The organism is Shouchella shacheensis, assembly GCF_001484965.1.
Classification (GTDB): Bacteria; Bacillota; Bacilli; order Bacillales; family Bacillaceae_D; genus Shouchella; species Shouchella shacheensis.
In genome coordinates this window covers 360,033-377,773 of record NZ_LLYY01000003.1, presented here as the reverse complement: position 1 = coordinate 377,773, position 17,741 = coordinate 360,033, and the positions used below count along the sequence as shown (strand labels likewise).

The following is a 17,741-nucleotide window of genomic DNA, read 5'->3' as shown; positions in this document are numbered from 1 at the left end:
TACGGACGGGCAGATACTACACCAAAATGAACGGAGTTGTCGCATGACCAAACTACAAATGTTGCAAGGAATTGCAGCCCTTGCTCTCCTTGCCTATGTTTTCTATGACCGCACCCAACCCGATGCATCTCCTTTCTGGTTCGGCGTTCTTCTCACGGTGAACGTAGCCTTACTTGTGATGCGCTTTCGCGAACGTCGAAACGCTAATAAGGACGATCATAACGGTGCTCTATAGTTATTCGTATTCGTGCTTGGGACAGGTTATGTTTCACTGAGCAAGTTGATTTTTAAGAGAAAACTGATAGGATTAGATCTATACATAGACAAAACTGGAGATGAAAAGAATGCAAACCGTTTTTTCAGGAATTCAGCCAAGTGGCATGCTTACCCTTGGCAATTATTTGGGAGCATTGAAGCATTTCCCTCCTATGCAAGAATCATCCGACTGCTATTTTTGCATCGTTGACCAACATGCTATCACCGTGCCCCAAGACCGTTTGGCCTTACGAGAAAATATTCGCAGTCTCACTGCTCTGTACATTGCGGTCGGGATTGATCCAAAGAAGTCCACCCTTTTCATTCAGTCGGAAGTCCCGGCGCACGCTCAGCTTGGCTGGATGATGCAATGCGTCGCCTACATTGGAGAACTAGAGAGGATGACCCAATTTAAAGATAAATCAACTGGAAAAGAGGCCGTTTCCGCCTCACTTTTAACATACCCGCCTCTTATGGCGGCCGATATCTTGCTTTACCAAACAAATGTCGTCCCCGTTGGAGAGGATCAAAAGCAGCATTTGGAGCTCACGCGCAATCTCGCCGAGCGATTTAACAACAAATACAACGACATCTTCACTGTACCTGAAGTACAAATTCCAAAGGTCGGGGCTCGCATTATGTCACTCGATGACCCTCATAAGAAGATGAGCAAATCCGACGCAAATGCGAAAAGCTATATCTCCATGCTTGACGACGCGAAAACGATTGAAAAGAAAATCAAAAGCGCCGTAACAGACACAGAGGGGACGATTCGCTTTGATCGCGAAGAAAAACCTGCCGTGTCAAACTTGTTGTCGATTTTCTCCTTGTGCTCCCATCGTTCCATTGAAGAACTCGAACAAGCCTACGAAGGTATCGGTTACGGACACTTTAAAGCGGACCTTGCCGAAGTGGTCGTTGCCACCCTTGCACCTATTCGAGAAAGGTACGAGGAATTGATTCAGTCAAGCGAGCTAGATGCGATTCTCGACGAAGGAGCGAATAAAGCAAGTCGTGCCGCCGCAAAGACGTTGGCAAAAGCAGAACGTGCAATGGGGCTTGGACGGAAACGGAAATAGCAGTCCGAAATGCGCAGGCGGGTTGCCCAGAAGCACGAATTTTGGAAGGCTTGGACTAGAAATCCCGGGTTTGGATTTCGGGCCAGGACTGAAAAATCTCGACGCTTCTACCCGCCGGAGCTAGACAAGACCGAAATGCGCAGGCGGGTTGCCCAGAAGCACGAATTTTGGAAGGCTTGGACCAGAAATCCCGGGTTTGGATTTCGGGCCAGGACTGAAAAATCTCGACGCTTCTACCCGCCGGAGCTAGACAATACCGAAAAGCAGAGCTAGACAAATGAAAAAACGGAGGCTGCAGGCAGCCCCCGTTTTTGTTTGCTATTTTTTTATTCCTCATGACCAGCATCGAATGTTCCCGAAAGCATTTCATACTTTAAGCGATCTCGTACCTTCCTGAACGTCCGCGTAAACTGGACAAACTCCTCTTCCTCGAAATCGGCAAAGAGTTTCTCAAAATAAAAAAACATCTCCTCCTGCAGTTCACTAATGCCCAGCTTGCCTTTAGGGGTTAATTCGACGTACTTGATCCGATGATCATCGGCTGCCTGCCGAAATGAGACAAGCCCCCGCTGCTGCAATTTTTTTAAGCGATTGGAGACCGCGCTTTTATGTGTCCCCTGATACTCGGCGATTTGCTTTGATGTTAGCTTTCCTGAAAAATCCAGCAAATTTAACACTTCAAGCTGCTCCGCTGAAACCAACTGGTAAAGTTCATGCCCAAGCCTCGTTTGCACATGCTGCTGACCATAAAAAAGCACATCTTTAAAGAGTTCAATCGCCTCAGTTAGCTTTTCTGTTTGATCCACACCTCTCACATCCTATCTTATGTAAATCCAGTGTAGAAACAAACGCTTGGGGCGTCAAGCAGAAAAAGAACCAATACCTGTGCCAGTACCACACTTCTTCATTGCACGAAAGAGTACTCAACTTATCGCTACAAAGAAGAGCTAATTTTTTAAAATAGGCATGTAAATTTTCGATATCGGCAGGTTACTTTTTTGAATCGGCAGGTAAACGAGTTTCACCTTGAAAGATGGTACAAAAAAAAGAGGCAGGCGACCCTTTTTTGGTGTGAAAACACCCAGGGCCCCCCGCCTTTCTTGATCTAGCTTCGGGGCCCACTCGCTCGAGGTTTCTTCACGCCGCCAGTTCAAGTCAAACTCGGACTTGATCTGCCGTCGCTCCAGAACTTGTCGCTCGTGCCCAGGGCCCCTCCGCCTTTCTTGATCTAGCTGCAGCGGGTAAAAGCTCGAGATTTTTCAGTCCTGACACGAAATCCAAGACCGGAATTTCTTTGTCAGGCCTTCCAAAATTCTCGCTTCTTACCAACCCGCTTCCGCCTTCCTTCCTTAATACCCGTTTGTTTTTTTCCAGACTTTCCCAATCCAGAATGAAAGACCGAGTGTTCCCACGAGCAACACCACAGTGAAGATTTGCATGACGAGGTAAGCAAAATTGTCCATTGTATCCATACTTGCGCCTCCTTTATTATGTACACTTTCATTATAGAAGAAAGCGGATACGTTGTAAACAAAGACTCTGCATTCCCATCTTCCGGCCCTTCCTTATCATTTCACACGCTGAGGGTGTTCAAGCTCCCATAGCTTCTCAAAAAACGCTTGTCCTTTAATCATCGCTTCACAAAGTTCATAATGGGTTTTTGTCCATCCTTCACTTACGCCCATGTAAAGATGATTCCATAGTTGCTCCCGTCCCATGTGTTGAAGCTCATGATAAGAAAACGGGTCCCATTCGGTGCACCAGTAGCGTAATTCTGCGTCTGTTCCTGTAGTACGAAGATGATCAAGGGACATGTACAGAAGCTGCTTTAACTGCCGTTCTCGCCGCGTGAGCCCTTTCAACTGTTTGGGATCAGGGGAGAGCAAATGATACTCTTTTTCCGCCATGGGTTGCTCCTGTGTAATTCTTTCAACGTCTTGTTCCTTTAGGGCGTCAAATACGAGCTGTTCCTGCCTCGGGGTTAAGCGACTTTTACGAATCGGGGTTTTATACCCCATCGTATCAACCGCAATGATTCGAACCCCATCTGTCGCGATAAAGCAGTAGTCCAGTTGAATACGCGACATATTTTTTCGTAAATAGCTTTTTTGATGCACTGTTCCAAGCAGCGATGCTGGAAGTTCACTGAGCTGGTTTTCAATCGCCTCAAAGAGTGCTTCACTCGTCTCAACCAGTACCACTTGATCAAGAACTTCCACTCGGTCCTCGCTTCTCCATTCATGAAAATCACAAACATTATAACCGTTCTCTTCCCCTTCAAACCAGTTAACCCATACGTCCCGCATCATGGTCATAAGAAAGCTCCCTCCTGACAAGTTCTTTGTATCCACAGTATGGGCAGGCTTATTTTTTCTTAAACGGTATTTTCACGTTCTCCCTGCTTTTTTCAAGATTTCCTTGGCTGGCTGTCTTAGCCACTCCTTCACCGTTTTTTCCTCACTCGCCATGGCTGCTTTGCATAGTTGAAATCCAAAATAGTAGCCAAGCCAACGCGGAATGCCAGCCTGCTCATTTCCAAACAAGTAGTGTGAGTAGTACGTTCTTCCCTGTATATGCAACCTCGGATAAAGCCAATTTGTGTACCATTCTTCGCGCCACATGTGGTCATAACGGGAGGTCCACGAAGCAATGGATTCGCTCCCAACCTCTTCAAGCACAGCGAGTTCCGCCAACCCTTCCATCACCATCGATTCAAGTAGAGGAATACTCCTTTCAGTCTCTCCTGTAAAATCGAGACGACAGACATGATGATATTCATGAGTCAGCAGAGCTTGTAAATCTTTCTCACTTACGGTCGGCTGCACAAATAAGACGATCCCAGAGCCAAAACTTACGCCCATTTTTCCTCCAAGTTCTTCGTCTAACCAGCGATGATTGCTCACCGCTGGTAAAAGGTAAATGGGGATGTCCGGCCCCTCCCACTTCTCCTTAAGCACGTTGAAGTGGGCTTGAGCCATTGTCCAACACGTCGAGTCCAAAAGAGATGTTAATTCCTTGACTGAAGCAGACGGCTTAAATAGGCCCAGCCCGATGAGACGATGTTGAAGTTCTGTTTCGTTTTCGGTCGCAAATAGATGTTTCAGAGGCTTTATGAAAATCTTTTTTTGCTGCTCAAACCCTTGAGTTCCTTCTTCCAATCCCTTGACATAGCGCTCGATCCAGCGATACGTTTTAATAACTCCCACAACGTTCACTCCCTTTGCATTTGTCACTTATGAAAAAAGACCAGCAAGCAAACCGACGACCGATTTGCAGTAAGTTTCTATACACAACCGCAAAGAAGGTTGAATACGATGTTAGTAACTCAAGGCGAAGCAGGTGAGACTATGGGCGTACCAAGTGAGATAGCATCCTTGATTTTGGCGGTGGTTACGGTTTTCATTGTGATTGGTTTTATGTTTGACCTGTTTCCTGTTGAGGAAGTCGATGAACAGGCAGCCCCAGTGATTCTTTATAATGCTGCAAGGGGAGCAGAATCCTGATGACGGACGCTGCGCATAATGACCCACGAAAGGACTCTAAATCAACGTCAAAGGATGAGAACAGGCAAACGAGAGTGACACCGAAAGAAATTGCCATTGTTACCGCTCTTTTAACAAATGCGCTATACGTGCAATCGATCTTAGTTGACAGGGATCAAGTCGTTCAAGTCATCCTTCAGGGCTCCTTAAACAGCCGTCCAGAAATGAATGCTCTTTTGGATCAAGTCCGCGATGTTCCTGTTGGGGAATTCCTTTCCGCCCTTCTTAACGGGAGATAGTGGCACTTCTTTTGACTATCTCCGTTAGGGATACATACGCATGGCGATGAGCTTCTATTCTTGCTTCTCTTTTGATTGCGTGCTACTCTGCTAATAGATAATTCCCGCACGCGTAAAGGAGAGCCTTATGATTACAGATGAACTCACTCGCAGCCTGAATGCGTTTACAACTTTTACTCGCGGAGATTGGTCGCAGCTAAGTGACGACGCGACTTCCCTGCTCTCTAAGGAAGAGCGGAAGCAGCTTGAGGGCATTTATGAAACCATTTCTGATTCGGAGGTACGCGAAATTTACGTTCCTCTTTCTGAATTGTTGTATCGCTTAATGACTCACAATGCCAGATTGCACGACGACATGAATTACTTCTTAAAAAAAGAGCGCAAACAAGCGCCCTTTATTATCGGCATCGCCGGCAGCGTGTCGGTCGGTAAAAGCACGACGGCAAGGCTCATTCAAGCACTCGCAAGCAGATGGCCAAACGGCCCCAAGGTTTCTTTGGTTACCACAGATGGCTTCCTTTACCCAAACGAGGAGCTCGAACAGAGAGGCTTGATGAAGCGAAAAGGCTTTCCAGAGAGCTACGATATCCAGCGGCTGCTTTCGTTTTTAACAGATTTAAAAGCGGGTGCCCCACGAGTCGAAGCTCCTGTCTACTCTCATCTTACGTATAACGTGGAAAACGGAGAGAGGCAGATCATAGAGGAGGCCGATGTTGTGATCGTGGAAGGAATCAACGTTCTTCAAGTCAACCGCAAAGGGAAACGAATCCCCCATGTTTTCGTCTCCGACTTCTTTGATTACTCTATTTACGTGGATGCCGATGAAGAGACGATTCTTTCTTGGTATATCGAACGCTTCAAACTTTTAAGAAGCACAGCGTTTCAAAAACCCGAATCTTATTTTTATCGCTATCGGCATTTAAATGACCGAGAAGCTGTCGAGATGGCTACGTCCATTTGGCGCTCCATTAATGGTGTGAACTTGGAGAAAAATATTCGCCCGACCCGGTTGCGCGCTGATATGATTCTCACCAAAGGAGACCATCACCGAGTCGAGCAAATCCAGTTAAGGAAATAGACAGAACAAGAGACTAGCCAGATCGCTATTCCTGGCTAGTCTCTTGTTGATGGAAATGAGCAGGTCCTTTCCCCGTCTAGAAAAACGAAGCAATCCCTCATGGGTTTGCTTCGTTTTTTATCGCTCGCTACCTATTACCCTTTGAAAAGCTGCACAAACATTTTGCCGTATGGTCCACCGTCAACAATGCCAATGCCAACTTCTGTGTAGTTTGAGCTTAGGATGTTTTCACGATGTCCCTGAGAGTTCATAAGCGCTTGGTGCGCAGCGTCCACGGTTTGGTTTCCTGCAAGGTTCTCACCCGCTGTGTTGTACTGGACGCCGAACTGATCCATCATGTCAAACGGAGATCCATATGTTGGCGAATTGTGAGAGAAGTAGTTGTTGTCGATCATGTCTTGGGCTTTGACACGCGCCACTTCTGTGAGCTGTGTATCGACATGAAGCGGAGCAAGGCCTGCTTGCTGACGCTCTTGGTTGACAGAATCAACCATTTGCTGCTCTTCTGCTGTGATATCGCCTGACGCGTCGGCTTGCTCTTCGTCCTCAGTGACTTCTTCTTCAGGCTGTACTTCCTCTTCTGGTGCTGGCGCTTCTTCTTCAGGCTGCGCTTCCTCTTCTGGTGCTGGCGCTTCTTCTTCAGGCTGCGCTTCCTCTTCTGGTGCTGGCGCTTCTTCTTCAGGCTGCGCTTCCTCTTCTGGTGCTGGCGCTTCTTCTTCAGGCTGCGCTTCCTCTTCTGGTGCTGGCGCTTCTTCTTCAGGCTGCGCTTCCTCTTCTGGTGCTGGCGCTTCTTCTTCAGGCTGCGCTTCCTCTTCTGGTGCTGGCGCTTCTTCTTCAGGCTGCGCTTCCTCTGGAGCCGGTACTTCTTCTGGCGCCGGCGCTTCTTCTACATCACCAGGTGCTTGATTCCAGTCAATGTTAGACCAGTCAAAATCCCCATGTTGATCTTTCACATCTTGGAGCCAGTCTTGTAAAGGAAGCCAGTTCACCCCTTGTGCGCTAGATTGATAGACATAGGGGCCGCTAACCTTTACGTGGCCATTATTATTTTGAGCAGCATCTGCTCCTCCAGTAAAACCAGCCGTAGTAAGCGCTACAGCTGCAATTGTAGTGAGAACTAATTTTTTCAACGTAAAATCCTCCTGATGTATGTATTTTTTGGCCTGTATTTCAGGCACAAATGCATCGTAGCACAGCAAAAATCCTCTTATCTATGGTAAAAACTTCATGAAAAGGGAGTAGAGAAAATGTCTGTAATATAAATGAGTGCGGCCATGACCTTTTTTATCTTAGCTCCCCCTCCACCTAAAAAAGGAAATTTAAAAATGATTGTTACACAACTGTAAAGTACCTTCTTTTTTGTTACTAAACTGTAAAAAATAGATCTTGTCCTTGATATGATCAGCATGAAATGTTTTATCCTTAAGGCTGGTGAGGTTTACCAGCCCCAAACCCCGCCCTCTTCTGATAGAGTCGTAGCGTACGTGTCATCCACGTAGGCGGGCACGAAAACTGAATGAAAATAGGAGTGGTTACCATTGAAAAAATTTCTCATTTCCTTTGCTGCATTTCTTGGGCTGACTTTTTTAGCAAGTGCAACAGTAGAAGCCGGGGCGCTCACACACCCTGTTCAGAACGGTGAGTCTCTTACAACCATTAGCGATCGCTACGGCATCCCCATTGCAGCCATTAAACGCATGAACGGGCTATCTTCAAACGAGATTCACGCAGGGACATCTCTTGCCATCCCAGCTGCGGTTTCAGCGGAAGAACGCGAACTTCTTGCCAAACTCGTACATGCGGAAGCCAAAGGAGAGAGTTATGCTGGCAAAGTCGCGGCAGCCACCGTTGTCCTTAATCGCGTGGACAGCGACGAGTTCCCGAACACCGTCAGTGACGTCATCTATGAGGTCACCCCTTCTGGACACTATGCGTTCTCACCAGTACTTGATGGAGCGATTAATCAAGAAGCAGGTACCGAATCAAGAAAAGCCGTCACTGAAGCCCTTGCTTTTCGTGGACAAGGCAATCATTCTCTTTTCTTCTATAATGCTGCGACAGCTACAAGCGATTGGGTCGCAACAAGAGAACAAACGATTGTGATCGACAACCACATCTTCGCGAAATGAGAATGCTTTTTATGCTAGCTACAATTTGTGGCTAGCTTTTTTTGTTAAAGGTCGGCTTAGACGCTTGTAGGATCGTTCTTATCCAATCAACACCCTCCGCTTTTTTTGATTCAGAACTTGAATTTCGGGAATAGAATGAATAGAAGAGTTGGTTCATCTAAAGGAGGGAAAACCGATGGGAAGATCGTTACGATGGGAGCGTGTGGTGGAGGCTAGCGTTCATCAAGGGGTCCACCCTGAACGTGTGGATCCCGTAGAACGAACGAGAAGAAGCGTGCCAACGTTGTCTGCTCACGATCAGCAATCAGACAATGATGTCTATAGCTACGGATATGCATTCCTAAAAAAGAAGCCTAGCGCATCCCCCCAGTCCGAGAATTTGGTCCATCAGCAAGAAACGGATGAGTCGTTTCGCTTTTTCAGGCGTCTTAACGAAGAGATTTATTCGCTCTCCTCTCACTATTTTTCATCCAGACAGCTAGCTGAATGGCGTGAGCTGTTCCAACCGTTTCTCCCCGCTCTAAAGAAGGTCGGCATCGAACAAACTAAAGACGGTCTTTTTCAATTCAATGAAACGAAGGCGAGGGGTAGCGGTGAGCTCAAGCAACTCGTCGAAGCTTGCAAAGAAGCACTGGGACAGTTGAATGCTACGAATCAATCCTGCACCGTTAAGGGAATGTTGTTGGATGTCTATGCGTAAGGAATGATTTGGCCTCCTTATGCCCAGAATGATAGGGCAATGGAGGCCACTTTTGTTACAATAGAAGCTGATGAAGGGGGTAGAAAAAATGAACGTCATTGTTAGCCACACCAACCTGGATTTTGATGCGCTTGCTTCGCTCGTAGCAGCGAAACGGCTATTTCCCGACGCTCTTTGCGTCCTCCCTCACGCCATCAAACGTCAAGTCAGGGCGTACCTTGCTTTGTACAAAGACAGCTTTCCATTCACTCCTTTCAACGAAGTGCCGTGGCAAAAGGTGTCTGACGTTGTGCTCGTGGACGCATCCAGCGATGAAAGGTGCGGGCTCTCGACTACCGAGCTTCCAGCCGATGTTCAGCGGACGATTATTGATCACCATCTCAACGGGGATTCGCCTATCACCGCTTCCTCTCAAATTGAAGCGGTAGGCGCTTGCACGACTCTCCTAATAGAACGAATGCGCACTGCTGAGCTAGCGATTAGCGAAGTGGAGGCCACTCTGTTTGCGATTGGCCTCTACACGGACACCGCCCTGTTTACCTTTGAACAAACCACGTCACGGGACCTCGAGGCCGCTGCTTATTTACATAGCCTGAGTCTTGATTCATCCACTCTACGTTCCTTTGCGACGGCCTCAGACCCAGTTGCTGAACGGCCCCTCTTTCATTCGCTGCTAGCCGACTTGGAGATGAGCCAAATAGGTGATCTGCGCATTGCCTTTGCTTCCGGGAAGCAGGACGATTTTGAGGACGGGGTTTCGACAATGGTGGAGACCTTTCTGGACACCCATCGTGCCGATGCCTGCGTTGTATGCGTACAAATGGCCAAGGATGTCTACATTATTGGACGCGCCAGCTCTGAGCGTATCGATTTGCGCTTGCTTATGAAACCACTTGGCGGTGGCGGGCATGCGGGTGCCGGTGCAGCAACGGCAAAAAATACTGCACTTGCAGAAGTCGTGCACAACGTAAAAAACAACCTTTCGCAGATCGTTCTCCCCCCTTTAGAAGTTCAGTACTTTATGAACTGGCCTGTGATGAGCCTGATAGAGACCACCTCCATTGAAGAGGCTTACAAAGAAAGCGTGAAGCATGGACACAGCGGGTTCCCCGTCATGAATGAAGAAGGGGCGCTTTCAGGTGTCGTCTCAAGACGGGATATGGACAAAGCCCTTCACTTAGGCTATGGCCACGCGCCCATCAAAGGCTATATGACGCATGACGTGATTACGATTGCCCCCGATGCTTCCCTTGAGGAAGCGACCCAGACGATGATTGATCGCTCCATCGGTCGGCTGCCCGTGCTCAATAAACAGGGAGAGCTTCTCGGGATTGTAACACGCACCAATGTAATTGAACGGTCACAACGTAGCGACAAGCCCGCGAAAAATTTGACGGAGCGTTTAAAAGAAGATTACTCGGATCAAACAATTCGCTTGCTCAAAGAGATAGGCGAAGAAGCTGATCGCCAGAATGCTTCTGCTTTTCTCGTAGGTGGGGTCGTGCGGGATCTCTTTTTGCAGCGAGAGAATGACGATATCGATATAGTTGTTGAGGGAGATGCAATTCACTTCGCCAAGCAGCTCGCCAGGAGCAAGGGTGGGGCCGTCTCCGTTTACGAACACTTTGGCACCGCTACGTGGAGAAGTCCGCACGGCACGATCGATTTTGTCACCGCCCGCAGTGAACACTACGAGCATCCAGGGGCACTGCCATCCGTTGTGCCTAGTTCGATTCAGAAGGACTTGGAGCGCAGAGACTTCACGATCAATGCCATGGCAATGTATATCAACGCTTCACGACTCGGGGAGATGATAGACATTTTTTGTGGGCAGCAAGATCTCAAGAACCAGCAGATTCGCGTCCTTCACCCGCTCAGCTTTATTGAAGACCCGACACGTATTTTTCGGGCGGTGCGCTTTGCGCTTCGCTTGGACTACACACTTGAGGAGCAAACCGCTGAACTTGCCAAGTCTATTGGGGCTCCACTCAAAAGAATCAGTCCCAAACGCCTAATGCGAGAACTTGATCTTCTGGCAAAGGAAGACATGCTCTACGAGGGGTTCATTGAGCTAGAACGGCTCGACATATGGAAGAGCTTCTTTCCTTCTCCTCCCTCCCCTCAAGCCTTTTGCCATATGGAACACCTTCATCAACACCAGCTTATCGATCCGTTTCTCTTTTTGCTTGCCTTGGCCGAGAAGGAGCAAAACCTTGAAACACTGGAGCGCTATGCAGAGACAAAGGAATCGAGACAGCTACTAAGCGAGTACACGGATACAGGGTGGCACAACGTCACACCGGACACGAGCGCAACTGAATGCCACCAGTTGCTATCAAACGTTTCTGCTACAAGCATCCGCTTTGTCGCCTTAAAATTAGAGGCAGGACGAAGCGACCGCCTCCTGAGCTATCTCGAACAACGAACGGCCCGCTTATCACGGCGACTGATCACAGGAGCTTCGTTAAAGGTAAGAGGTCTAAAGCCAGGACCCACGTTCGCTGAGGTATTGTTCGCTGCCGAATGTGCACAGTTGGAAGGGGTCCTAAAAAGCGAAGAGGACGTTTCCCGCTGGCTGGACGAGCAGCTGTCGTGACGAGGCAAAAGCAGCGGCATTCTGAAAAAAACGAGCGATCCCCATATGGAGGTCGCTCGTTTTTGTTTAGGCGCTTTGCCACTTTTTAAAGACAAGCGTGGCATTATGCCCGCCAAAGCCAAGGGAGTTGCTCATCACTACTTGGAGGTCCGCCTCTCGCGCCTCGTTTGGAACATAATCAAGATCACACTGTGGATCTGGTGTTTCATAGTTGATCGTCGGCGGTAGGATGCCCGCCTCCAACGCCTTCACAGAAAAGACCGCTTCGATTGCACCTGCTGCACCAAGCAAGTGCCCCGTCATAGACTTTGTCGAGCTAACGGCCAACTTATAGGCGTGTTCGCCAAACACGGTCTTAACCGCCGTAGTTTCGAACGCATCATTGTATTCCGTGCTTGTGCCATGAGCGTTGATATAACTTACGTCTTCCGGAGCAAGCCCTGCATCACGCAGCGCCTCTGCCATACAGCGAGCCCCGCCCTCTCCTTCTGGTGCAGGAGCGGTAATATGATGGGCGTCCCCGGTAGAGCCGTAGCCAACGATTTCTGCATAGATTGTCGCTCCACGTGCTTGTGCCGACTCAAGGCTTTCGAGAATCAATAGGCCCGCACCCTCACCCATGACAAACCCACTGCGGTTGGCATCAAAGGGACGAGAGGCGGTTTTCGGGTCGTCGGTTGTCGTGACAGCTTTCGCTGAACAAAACCCAGCAACAGCCATGTTCGTAATTGGCGCCTCACTTCCTCCAGTAATCATCGCGTCCGCATCTCCGCGCTGAATCACTTTAAAGGCGTCGCCGATCGAGTTCGTGCCCGACGCACAGGCGGTCACTGAGCAAGAGTTCGGTCCTTTCGCCCCTGTGTAGATCGACACTTGCCCGGCCGCCATATCGGGAATCATCATCGGCACAAAGAATGGACTTACACGACGCTGCCCTTTCTCCAGGAATGTGCGAAACTGGCTTTCATACGTTTCCATTCCGCCGATTCCGGATCCAATCCAGACCCCTACTCGTGGGGCAAGCTCTGAAGTGATCTCTAGCTCCGCATCAGCTAAAGCCATTTTGGCAGACGCGACGGCAAACTGGGTAAAGCGATCCATCCGACGCGCTTCCTTTTTATCCATAAACAAAGAGGCATCAAAATCATTGATTTCCGCTGCAACTTTCATCGGAAACGCATCTGCATCGAGGCGTGTCATTGGTCCAACTCCAGACACTCCGTCTACTGCGTGCTTCCAGGACGTCTCGGCGTCGTTCCCAAGCGGCGTAACAGCTCCAACTCCTGTTACAACTACACGTCTTTTTTCCAAAGTACTCGCTCCTTCTACAAATAAGTTCTATCAGCAATTACCTCCCCTTGACCGCAGGATAGAGCCTAAGAGGATGAGGGAATTTCTATCTTTTCACAATCAATATCGTCAAACGCAATCTTACAAAAAGCTAAACGCTCCCACCGGTGATGTAATAAATAACGCGTATCGCGATTTTCCTACTTCTATTTTAGTACCTGATCTTAATATTAGCAAACCCTCTTTAAACTTGTCTAGCAATTGGGCAAAACCTCTAGCCATTCGACACGAACTGCCTTACGAAAACAGGCGCCTGCCATCTCACCATTCATTTTTGCACACATATCTTAATAGTAAAGAAGACAAGGAGGCAGACACCCCTATGGCCGAGCCACCACGAGAGCAAAATCATGACTTTTTCTCGTCGCTTATGTTTGGATCGAACACGCAAGAACCAACCCCTTTGCCGGAAGAAGAAAGCAAGGTGGAGGAAGCAACAGGCGCAGATGAACACAAAAAAGAAGGAGAAACAAAGGAAACAGAGAATGAGCCAGAAACCGAGGAAGCGGCTGGGAATGATCAGCTTGTTGCTCTTTTCGCACTCATGCAGTCTCTTGTCCCGGTTGTCGAACAATTTAAGCCCGTCGTCTCCGCAGCCGGCAGCTACTTTAAAGAAAAGCTGTCTGATAAAAGCAGCGAAAAAAACAGCAAAAAAACAGGAGGAAGCTAACTCCTCCTGTTTTTATTGCTTCTTTTCCTGTTGGTCCATCTCTTTCATAAGCGTAACAAACCATTGATCCAGCTGCTTTTTAAGCGACTCTTCTTCCGCTGATTCCATTTGGACATCCTGAATCTTGCCGTACGTTTGCAGGAAGCCGTCCACGTCCCCTGTACGAAACTGGGCCATTGCGTAGTACACAAACAGGCGCACATGCTTTGTGTCGCTTTTTTCCATAAGCTCCACAAAGGGCTTTAGCTTTGAAATGGCTTCATGGTCCTGCTTCTTTTTCACACAAGCAAATCCCTGCTTCATGTCCTCAGCAAATGTTCGAAGCGCCTGAATTTGAGTTTCGTTTTGTGTCATTTCTGTCACTTCCCTTAACATCTCACTTTGCGTTTTAAGACCTCGCTCGTAAGCTCGTCCTTCCACCTTAGCCCAATCCATGAGCAAACGCAACCTGCACGGCTTTTTTCAGGCGATGATGAAACTGCACCAATTGCCTGCTATAATGGATAGATCTATGCTAGAAATGAGGACACTCTAATGAAATTGATGAAAGATGAGATTGAAACACGACGCACCTTTGCGATTATTTCCCACCCGGATGCTGGGAAAACAACATTAACCGAGAAGCTTCTTCTGTTCGGTGGCGCCATTCGTGAAGCCGGAACCGTTAAAGGAAGAAAAAATTCGAAGCATGCGATGAGTGACTGGATGGAAATCGAAAAGCAGCGGGGGATTTCCGTCACAAGCTCCGTGCTTGAATTTCAATACGATGGCTACCACGTTAACATTTTAGATACACCGGGGCATGAGGATTTTAGTGAGGATACGTACCGTACACTTACCGCCGCCGATTCGGCAACGATGCTGATCGATGCCGCTAAAGGAGTCGAAGCACAAACCAAGAAGCTCTTTAAGGTTTGTAAGATGCGAGGCATTCCCATTTTTACGTTTATGAACAAGCTCGATCGTCAGGGACGCGACCCGTTTGAGCTCATGGAAGAGCTTGAGAACCTTCTTGGCATTCGTTCTTACCCAGTGGGATGGCCGATTGGCATGGGCCAATCCTTTAAAGCCGTCTATGACCGTCACCACAAAAAACTTGAACTATACAACCCTGATAATCCGAAGGACATTGATATTATTTCACTTAGCGGTCCAGACGACCCGAAACTTGATGAAGTCATAAATGATGAAGGGTTGGTCGCCCAGTTTCGCGAAGAACTTGAGCTCCTTGACGTTGCCGGCGATGACTTTGATGTCGATCTTATCGCGAGGGGAGAACTAACGCCGATCTTTTTTGGAAGTGCGATTTCAAGCTTCGGTGTCCAGACTTTTCTTCAGCATTTCTTATCCCTCTCTCCTGCTCCGACTGTTCGCGAAAGCACGATTGGCCCGATTGATCCGAAAACAAGAGAAGCTTTCTCTGGCTTTATTTTTAAGGTCCAAGCAAATATGAATGCCAAGCATCGTGACCGCGTTGCCTTTCTTAGGATAACATCCGGCCGTTTTAAGCGGGGGATGAGCGTGAAGCATGTCCGGACGAATAAGCCGCTAAAGCTTTCACAGCCTACGCAATTTCTCGCTCAAAATCGTAGCATTGTGGAAGAGGCTTGTGCAGGGGACATTATCGGTCTTTTTGACCCGGGCACGTTTCGGATTGGAGACACGCTTGTGGAGGGAGAAGCTTTTGAGTTTGATGAAATGCCTCACTTCTCCCCTGAACATTTCGCGGCCATCACCGTTAAAGAGGCGCTGAAACATAAGTCCTACGAAAAGGGGCTCCAGCAGCTTACGGAAGAGGGAGCGATCCAGCTTTTTCGCACCTACAACAAGTATGTCGAGCAGCAAATTGTTGGCGTTGTCGGTGTTTTGCAATTCGAAGTACTTGAACACCGCTTAAAAGGAGAGTACAACGTAGACATCCAGCTAGAGCGCCAGCCCTTTTCGTTTGCGCGTTGGATCGATGGGCCTTCAAAGGCACTAGCCACTTTGAAAGAGAAGCAGCGGAACCTCGTGACTGATCGGGAAGGCCGGCTTGTCGCTTTGTTTGAAAATGAATTTCAAATGCGCACCGCTCAAGACAAGTACCCGGAACTGACGTTTTACGAGAACTCGTTCTATAAGAAGAGCATAATTTGATGGAAGGAAAGCCCCTTGACGAGTGTCAAGGGGCTTTGAGGCGGGTTTCGGCGATTTCTTTTAGCTCCTGCTGCTCGCTCACATCCAGCTCCTTCTCGCTCACATCCGCTCCTCTCTTACATAGAGTCCGTCTCAAACATCTTCTTGATACGCCACCACTCTGTAAGCGCATCTTCCATCATTTTCAGTCCAGACTTCACATCCACTCGGGGCTTAAGACCAAGCACTCGTTCCGCTTTCTTCATAATTAATCGGTTTGTTTCTTCCTTGTTAGCGATGGGAAGGGAATAGAATTCCTCAATCGCTTGCCATGCACCCGCCTCGTTTGATCCAAGGTGAATCACGTCGCTTTTCGTTAACTCGCAGGCCCTAACAAAAGCAGCGGCTGCATCGGTGACATACAGCAAGTCATGCTTGGATTCTTCATCACACACGGCGTCCCGCTCGCCCTCCATCACTCGGCGCAGTTGCATATCGGGTCGTTGCCAGGGCCCGTAAACCGTAGGAAGCCGTAAAATAACCGCCGTCGCCTCATTGGTTGCCGCATGCGCTTGAATGGACTTTTCAAGCGCGAGTTTTCCTCTCCCGTATACCCCTTCTGGAGCAATGGGAGATTCTTCTGTGATCTCTTGCACTCCTCGTTTGTATACCGCCGTAGTGGAAGCGAAGACAATGGTTGTACCTTTTTCGCTAAGCTTAAAAAAGGAGTCGAGAACGGCTTTTTCTTCTCTTTCCTCAAGTGGCGGAGCGAGATAGATATGCGCGTCTGCGCCGTCAAGCTCGCTCTCCACCACAGACTTTTGCAGATGCGTAAAGAACGCATTGCGTCCTAGTCTCATCTCCAATTCTTCCTGTTCTTCCCTACGCTCTTCAACAAATGGGTCTACAGCAACGACCTCATACCCCTCTTCAAGCAATCCCTGACAAACATGAAAACCGATAAAGCCGAGCCCTCCGATCACAATTGCCTTCCTCATGACTAATTCCCCCTCTTCCCCTTCTTCATACCTATTACACCAACGTCTTGTCTGATGCTCTTCTTCCCTATGAAAGAAAGCCGCCGGCAATCCGACAGCTATTGAAAGCGAGCAAGAAAAGGCAGCACATGTCTTGTGACATTGGCAAGCGGTTGGTTCTTACTTACGAAATGCAGTTCGACGTACTGTGTTTTTGGCAAAAAAGAAGTTGAAAGCGACTGGGTAGCCACCTGCCGTTCTCGTTCGACCAATGATTGCAAAATCCGAACGGGTGGATAGTCTCCCTGCGCCAATTTTTGCTTGGCTTCCAGTTGGTGAAGCCACTTTTCATCAACGTTCGTGGGCTCAACACCGAAAGCGTTGGCAACTTCTTCCTTGAACCGCTTTTTTGAAAGCTCATTTTTTTGTTTCTGCTCATATGCATGGACAAAGGAAAGCTGCGGATTCACGAATACAGCTGAGCGCACATGAAGCTGTGGACTCGCAAACAACTGCCTTGCTACGAGCGCTCCCGTTCCCTCAGCTAAAATATGAATACGATCGTTCAGCGTCTCCTTTTTTAAAAGCAAATGGACAAGCTGGCTTGCATGATTGACCGCCCGCTCGCCCCCCCAGTGCTTTTCGTACAAGGAAGACGTCAACACCGTGTACCCTTCTTCCAACAGTTTATCAACAAACGCCTTGCGCTGCGGACTCCTCACCCAGTATGTTGCAAAGTCATCCTCCGCTTGATCATGATCATGCAAAAGCAAGAGGACGAAGCCATTCGGACGCTCTGGTAAGAAGCATGTGTTGGTGCAGCCACCAAAATCAACATAGCGAACGTGAATAGACATTAGACCATCGCTCCTGCTTCCTGAAAATATGCTTCATTTTTACTGTATGCACGTTCTCACGTAAACGACAGAGGACTTTTCGCCCTTTTTAACCACGCGCTTAGCTGGCGCGAGAAAACGAAAAAGACCCACAAGAGGAGCGTCTCTCGCGGGT

Annotated in this window: 19 protein-coding genes; 10 read left to right on the top strand and 9 right to left on the bottom strand. The window is 48.4% G+C overall.

What is annotated here, in order from left to right; all coding sequences use genetic code 11:
- Window positions 1-43 precede the first annotated feature (43 nt).
- Window positions 44-235: a hypothetical protein gene (locus AVZ68_RS08000; protein ID WP_059103990.1), complete on the top strand. Its 192-nt coding sequence runs from the start codon at window positions 44-46 to the stop codon at window positions 233-235.
- Window positions 236-344: 109 nt separating this feature from the next.
- Window positions 345-1,334 (top strand): tryptophan--tRNA ligase, encoded by a 990-nt coding sequence (gene trpS, locus AVZ68_RS07995; protein ID WP_059103989.1) that lies wholly within the window; start codon window positions 345-347, stop codon window positions 1,332-1,334.
- Between the two features lie 326 nt (window positions 1,335-1,660).
- On the opposite strand, the gene AVZ68_RS07985 is transcribed toward trpS, so the two are convergent.
- From AVZ68_RS07985 to AVZ68_RS07975, 4 genes are all read right to left on the bottom strand, one after another.
- On the bottom strand, window positions 1,661-2,140 hold the full coding sequence (locus tag AVZ68_RS07985; protein WP_059103987.1) for a MarR family winged helix-turn-helix transcriptional regulator: 480 nt from the start codon (window positions 2,138-2,140) through the stop codon (window positions 1,661-1,663).
- A gap of 543 nt (window positions 2,141-2,683) precedes the next feature.
- Window positions 2,684-2,806: a hypothetical protein gene (locus tag AVZ68_RS20865; protein WP_281176600.1), complete on the bottom strand. Its 123-nt coding sequence runs from the start codon at window positions 2,804-2,806 to the stop codon at window positions 2,684-2,686.
- A gap of 96 nt (window positions 2,807-2,902) precedes the next feature.
- Window positions 2,903-3,649 carry a YjbA family protein gene (locus tag AVZ68_RS07980; protein ID WP_059103986.1) on the bottom strand — a complete coding sequence of 249 codons (747 nt, stop codon included), beginning with the start codon at window positions 3,647-3,649 and terminating at the stop codon, window positions 2,903-2,905.
- 72 nt (window positions 3,650-3,721) lie between these two features.
- A complete protein-coding gene (locus tag AVZ68_RS07975) occupies window positions 3,722-4,540 on the bottom strand; it encodes a DUF2268 domain-containing putative Zn-dependent protease (RefSeq protein WP_059103985.1) in 819 nt (272 codons plus the stop codon).
- Between the two features lie 108 nt (window positions 4,541-4,648).
- Here AVZ68_RS07975 and AVZ68_RS07970 point away from each other — a divergent pair, with 108 nt between their 5' ends.
- The 3 genes from AVZ68_RS07970 to coaA all read left to right on the top strand — a co-directional run bounded on the left by AVZ68_RS07970 (window position 4,649) and on the right by coaA (window position 6,193).
- Window positions 4,649-4,837: a hypothetical protein gene (locus AVZ68_RS07970; RefSeq protein WP_059103984.1), complete on the top strand. Its 189-nt coding sequence runs from the start codon at window positions 4,649-4,651 to the stop codon at window positions 4,835-4,837.
- Window positions 4,837-5,115 (top strand): hypothetical protein, encoded by a 279-nt coding sequence (locus tag AVZ68_RS07965; protein ID WP_059103983.1) that lies wholly within the window; start codon window positions 4,837-4,839, stop codon window positions 5,113-5,115. Before AVZ68_RS07970 ends, AVZ68_RS07965 begins: the two co-directional genes overlap by 1 nt.
- Window positions 5,116-5,242: 127 nt before the next feature.
- Window positions 5,243-6,193, top strand: a complete 951-nt coding sequence (gene coaA / locus AVZ68_RS07960) for a type I pantothenate kinase (protein WP_059103982.1) — start codon at window positions 5,243-5,245, stop codon at window positions 6,191-6,193.
- Between the two features lie 134 nt (window positions 6,194-6,327).
- On the opposite strand, the gene AVZ68_RS20690 is transcribed toward coaA, so the two are convergent.
- On the bottom strand, window positions 6,328-7,323 hold the full coding sequence (locus AVZ68_RS20690) for a CAP domain-containing protein (RefSeq protein ID WP_059103981.1): 996 nt from the start codon (window positions 7,321-7,323) through the stop codon (window positions 6,328-6,330).
- A 408-nt stretch (window positions 7,324-7,731) separates the two neighbouring features.
- Between AVZ68_RS20690 and AVZ68_RS07950 the strand changes: the two genes are divergently transcribed.
- The 3 genes from AVZ68_RS07950 (at window position 7,732) to AVZ68_RS07940 (ending at window position 11,618) form a co-directional block, all read left to right on the top strand.
- Complete coding sequence (locus tag AVZ68_RS07950) at window positions 7,732-8,322, top strand: cell wall hydrolase (protein WP_059103980.1); 591 nt, start codon at window positions 7,732-7,734, stop codon at window positions 8,320-8,322.
- Window positions 8,323-8,497: 175 nt separating this feature from the next.
- Window positions 8,498-9,022, top strand: coding sequence for a hypothetical protein (locus AVZ68_RS07945; RefSeq protein ID WP_059103979.1), 525 nt, complete (start codon window positions 8,498-8,500; stop codon window positions 9,020-9,022).
- Window positions 9,023-9,110: 88 nt separating this feature from the next.
- Complete coding sequence (locus tag AVZ68_RS07940) at window positions 9,111-11,618, top strand: CBS domain-containing protein (RefSeq protein WP_059103978.1); 2,508 nt, start codon at window positions 9,111-9,113, stop codon at window positions 11,616-11,618.
- Between the two features lie 66 nt (window positions 11,619-11,684).
- Here the strand turns inward: AVZ68_RS07940 and fabF are convergent, their stop codons facing one another.
- Window positions 11,685-12,929 (bottom strand): beta-ketoacyl-ACP synthase II, encoded by a 1,245-nt coding sequence (gene fabF, locus AVZ68_RS07935; RefSeq protein WP_059103977.1) that lies wholly within the window; start codon window positions 12,927-12,929, stop codon window positions 11,685-11,687.
- A gap of 361 nt (window positions 12,930-13,290) precedes the next feature.
- On the opposite strand from fabF, the gene AVZ68_RS07930 reads away from it, so the two are divergent.
- Complete coding sequence (locus AVZ68_RS07930; RefSeq protein ID WP_059103976.1) at window positions 13,291-13,638, top strand: hypothetical protein; 348 nt, start codon at window positions 13,291-13,293, stop codon at window positions 13,636-13,638.
- Between the two features lie 12 nt (window positions 13,639-13,650).
- Here AVZ68_RS07930 and AVZ68_RS07925 read toward each other — a convergent pair whose 3' ends face one another.
- Window positions 13,651-14,073 (bottom strand): hypothetical protein, encoded by a 423-nt coding sequence (locus tag AVZ68_RS07925; protein WP_059103975.1) that lies wholly within the window; start codon window positions 14,071-14,073, stop codon window positions 13,651-13,653.
- A 99-nt stretch (window positions 14,074-14,172) separates the two neighbouring features.
- Here AVZ68_RS07925 and AVZ68_RS07920 point away from each other — a divergent pair, with 99 nt between their 5' ends.
- Complete coding sequence (locus AVZ68_RS07920) at window positions 14,173-15,774, top strand: peptide chain release factor 3 (RefSeq protein ID WP_059103974.1); 1,602 nt, start codon at window positions 14,173-14,175, stop codon at window positions 15,772-15,774.
- Between the two features lie 116 nt (window positions 15,775-15,890).
- On the opposite strand, the gene AVZ68_RS07915 is transcribed toward AVZ68_RS07920, so the two are convergent.
- Window positions 15,891-16,751 carry an NAD-dependent epimerase/dehydratase family protein gene (locus AVZ68_RS07915; RefSeq protein ID WP_059103973.1) on the bottom strand — a complete coding sequence of 287 codons (861 nt, stop codon included), beginning with the start codon at window positions 16,749-16,751 and terminating at the stop codon, window positions 15,891-15,893.
- A 98-nt stretch (window positions 16,752-16,849) separates the two neighbouring features.
- Complete coding sequence (locus AVZ68_RS07910) at window positions 16,850-17,587, bottom strand: hypothetical protein (RefSeq protein ID WP_059103972.1); 738 nt, start codon at window positions 17,585-17,587, stop codon at window positions 16,850-16,852.
- Window positions 17,588-17,741: the final 154 nt, after the last annotated feature.

What these genes read in the sequence shown, in the direction of transcription:
- AVZ68_RS07970 (WP_059103984.1), top strand. Translation starts at nt 4,649, where the DNA reads ATGTTAGTAACTCAAGGCGAAGCAGGTGAGACTATGGGCGTACCAAGT.
- AVZ68_RS07930 (WP_059103976.1), top strand. Translation starts at nt 13,291, where the DNA reads ATGGCCGAGCCACCACGAGAGCAAAATCATGACTTTTTCTCGTCGCTT.
- AVZ68_RS07915 (WP_059103973.1), bottom strand. Translation starts at nt 16,751, where the DNA reads ATGAGGAAGGCAATTGTGATCGGAGGGCTCGGCTTTATCGGTTTTCAT.
- AVZ68_RS07925 (WP_059103975.1), bottom strand. Translation starts at nt 14,073, where the DNA reads ATGGATTGGGCTAAGGTGGAAGGACGAGCTTACGAGCGAGGTCTTAAA.
- AVZ68_RS07965 (WP_059103983.1), top strand. Translation starts at nt 4,837, where the DNA reads ATGACGGACGCTGCGCATAATGACCCACGAAAGGACTCTAAATCAACG.
- coaA (WP_059103982.1), top strand. Translation starts at nt 5,243, where the DNA reads ATGATTACAGATGAACTCACTCGCAGCCTGAATGCGTTTACAACTTTT.
- AVZ68_RS07920 (WP_059103974.1), top strand. Translation starts at nt 14,173, where the DNA reads ATGAAATTGATGAAAGATGAGATTGAAACACGACGCACCTTTGCGATT.
- AVZ68_RS20865 (WP_281176600.1), bottom strand. Translation starts at nt 2,806, where the DNA reads ATGGATACAATGGACAATTTTGCTTACCTCGTCATGCAAATCTTCACT.
- AVZ68_RS07945 (WP_059103979.1), top strand. Translation starts at nt 8,498, where the DNA reads ATGGGAAGATCGTTACGATGGGAGCGTGTGGTGGAGGCTAGCGTTCAT.
- AVZ68_RS07910 (WP_059103972.1), bottom strand. Translation starts at nt 17,587, where the DNA reads ATGTCTATTCACGTTCGCTATGTTGATTTTGGTGGCTGCACCAACACA.
- AVZ68_RS07940 (WP_059103978.1), top strand. Translation starts at nt 9,111, where the DNA reads ATGAACGTCATTGTTAGCCACACCAACCTGGATTTTGATGCGCTTGCT.
- AVZ68_RS07980 (WP_059103986.1), bottom strand. Translation starts at nt 3,649, where the DNA reads ATGACCATGATGCGGGACGTATGGGTTAACTGGTTTGAAGGGGAAGAG.
- trpS (WP_059103989.1), top strand. Translation starts at nt 345, where the DNA reads ATGCAAACCGTTTTTTCAGGAATTCAGCCAAGTGGCATGCTTACCCTT.
- AVZ68_RS08000 (WP_059103990.1), top strand. Translation starts at nt 44, where the DNA reads ATGACCAAACTACAAATGTTGCAAGGAATTGCAGCCCTTGCTCTCCTT.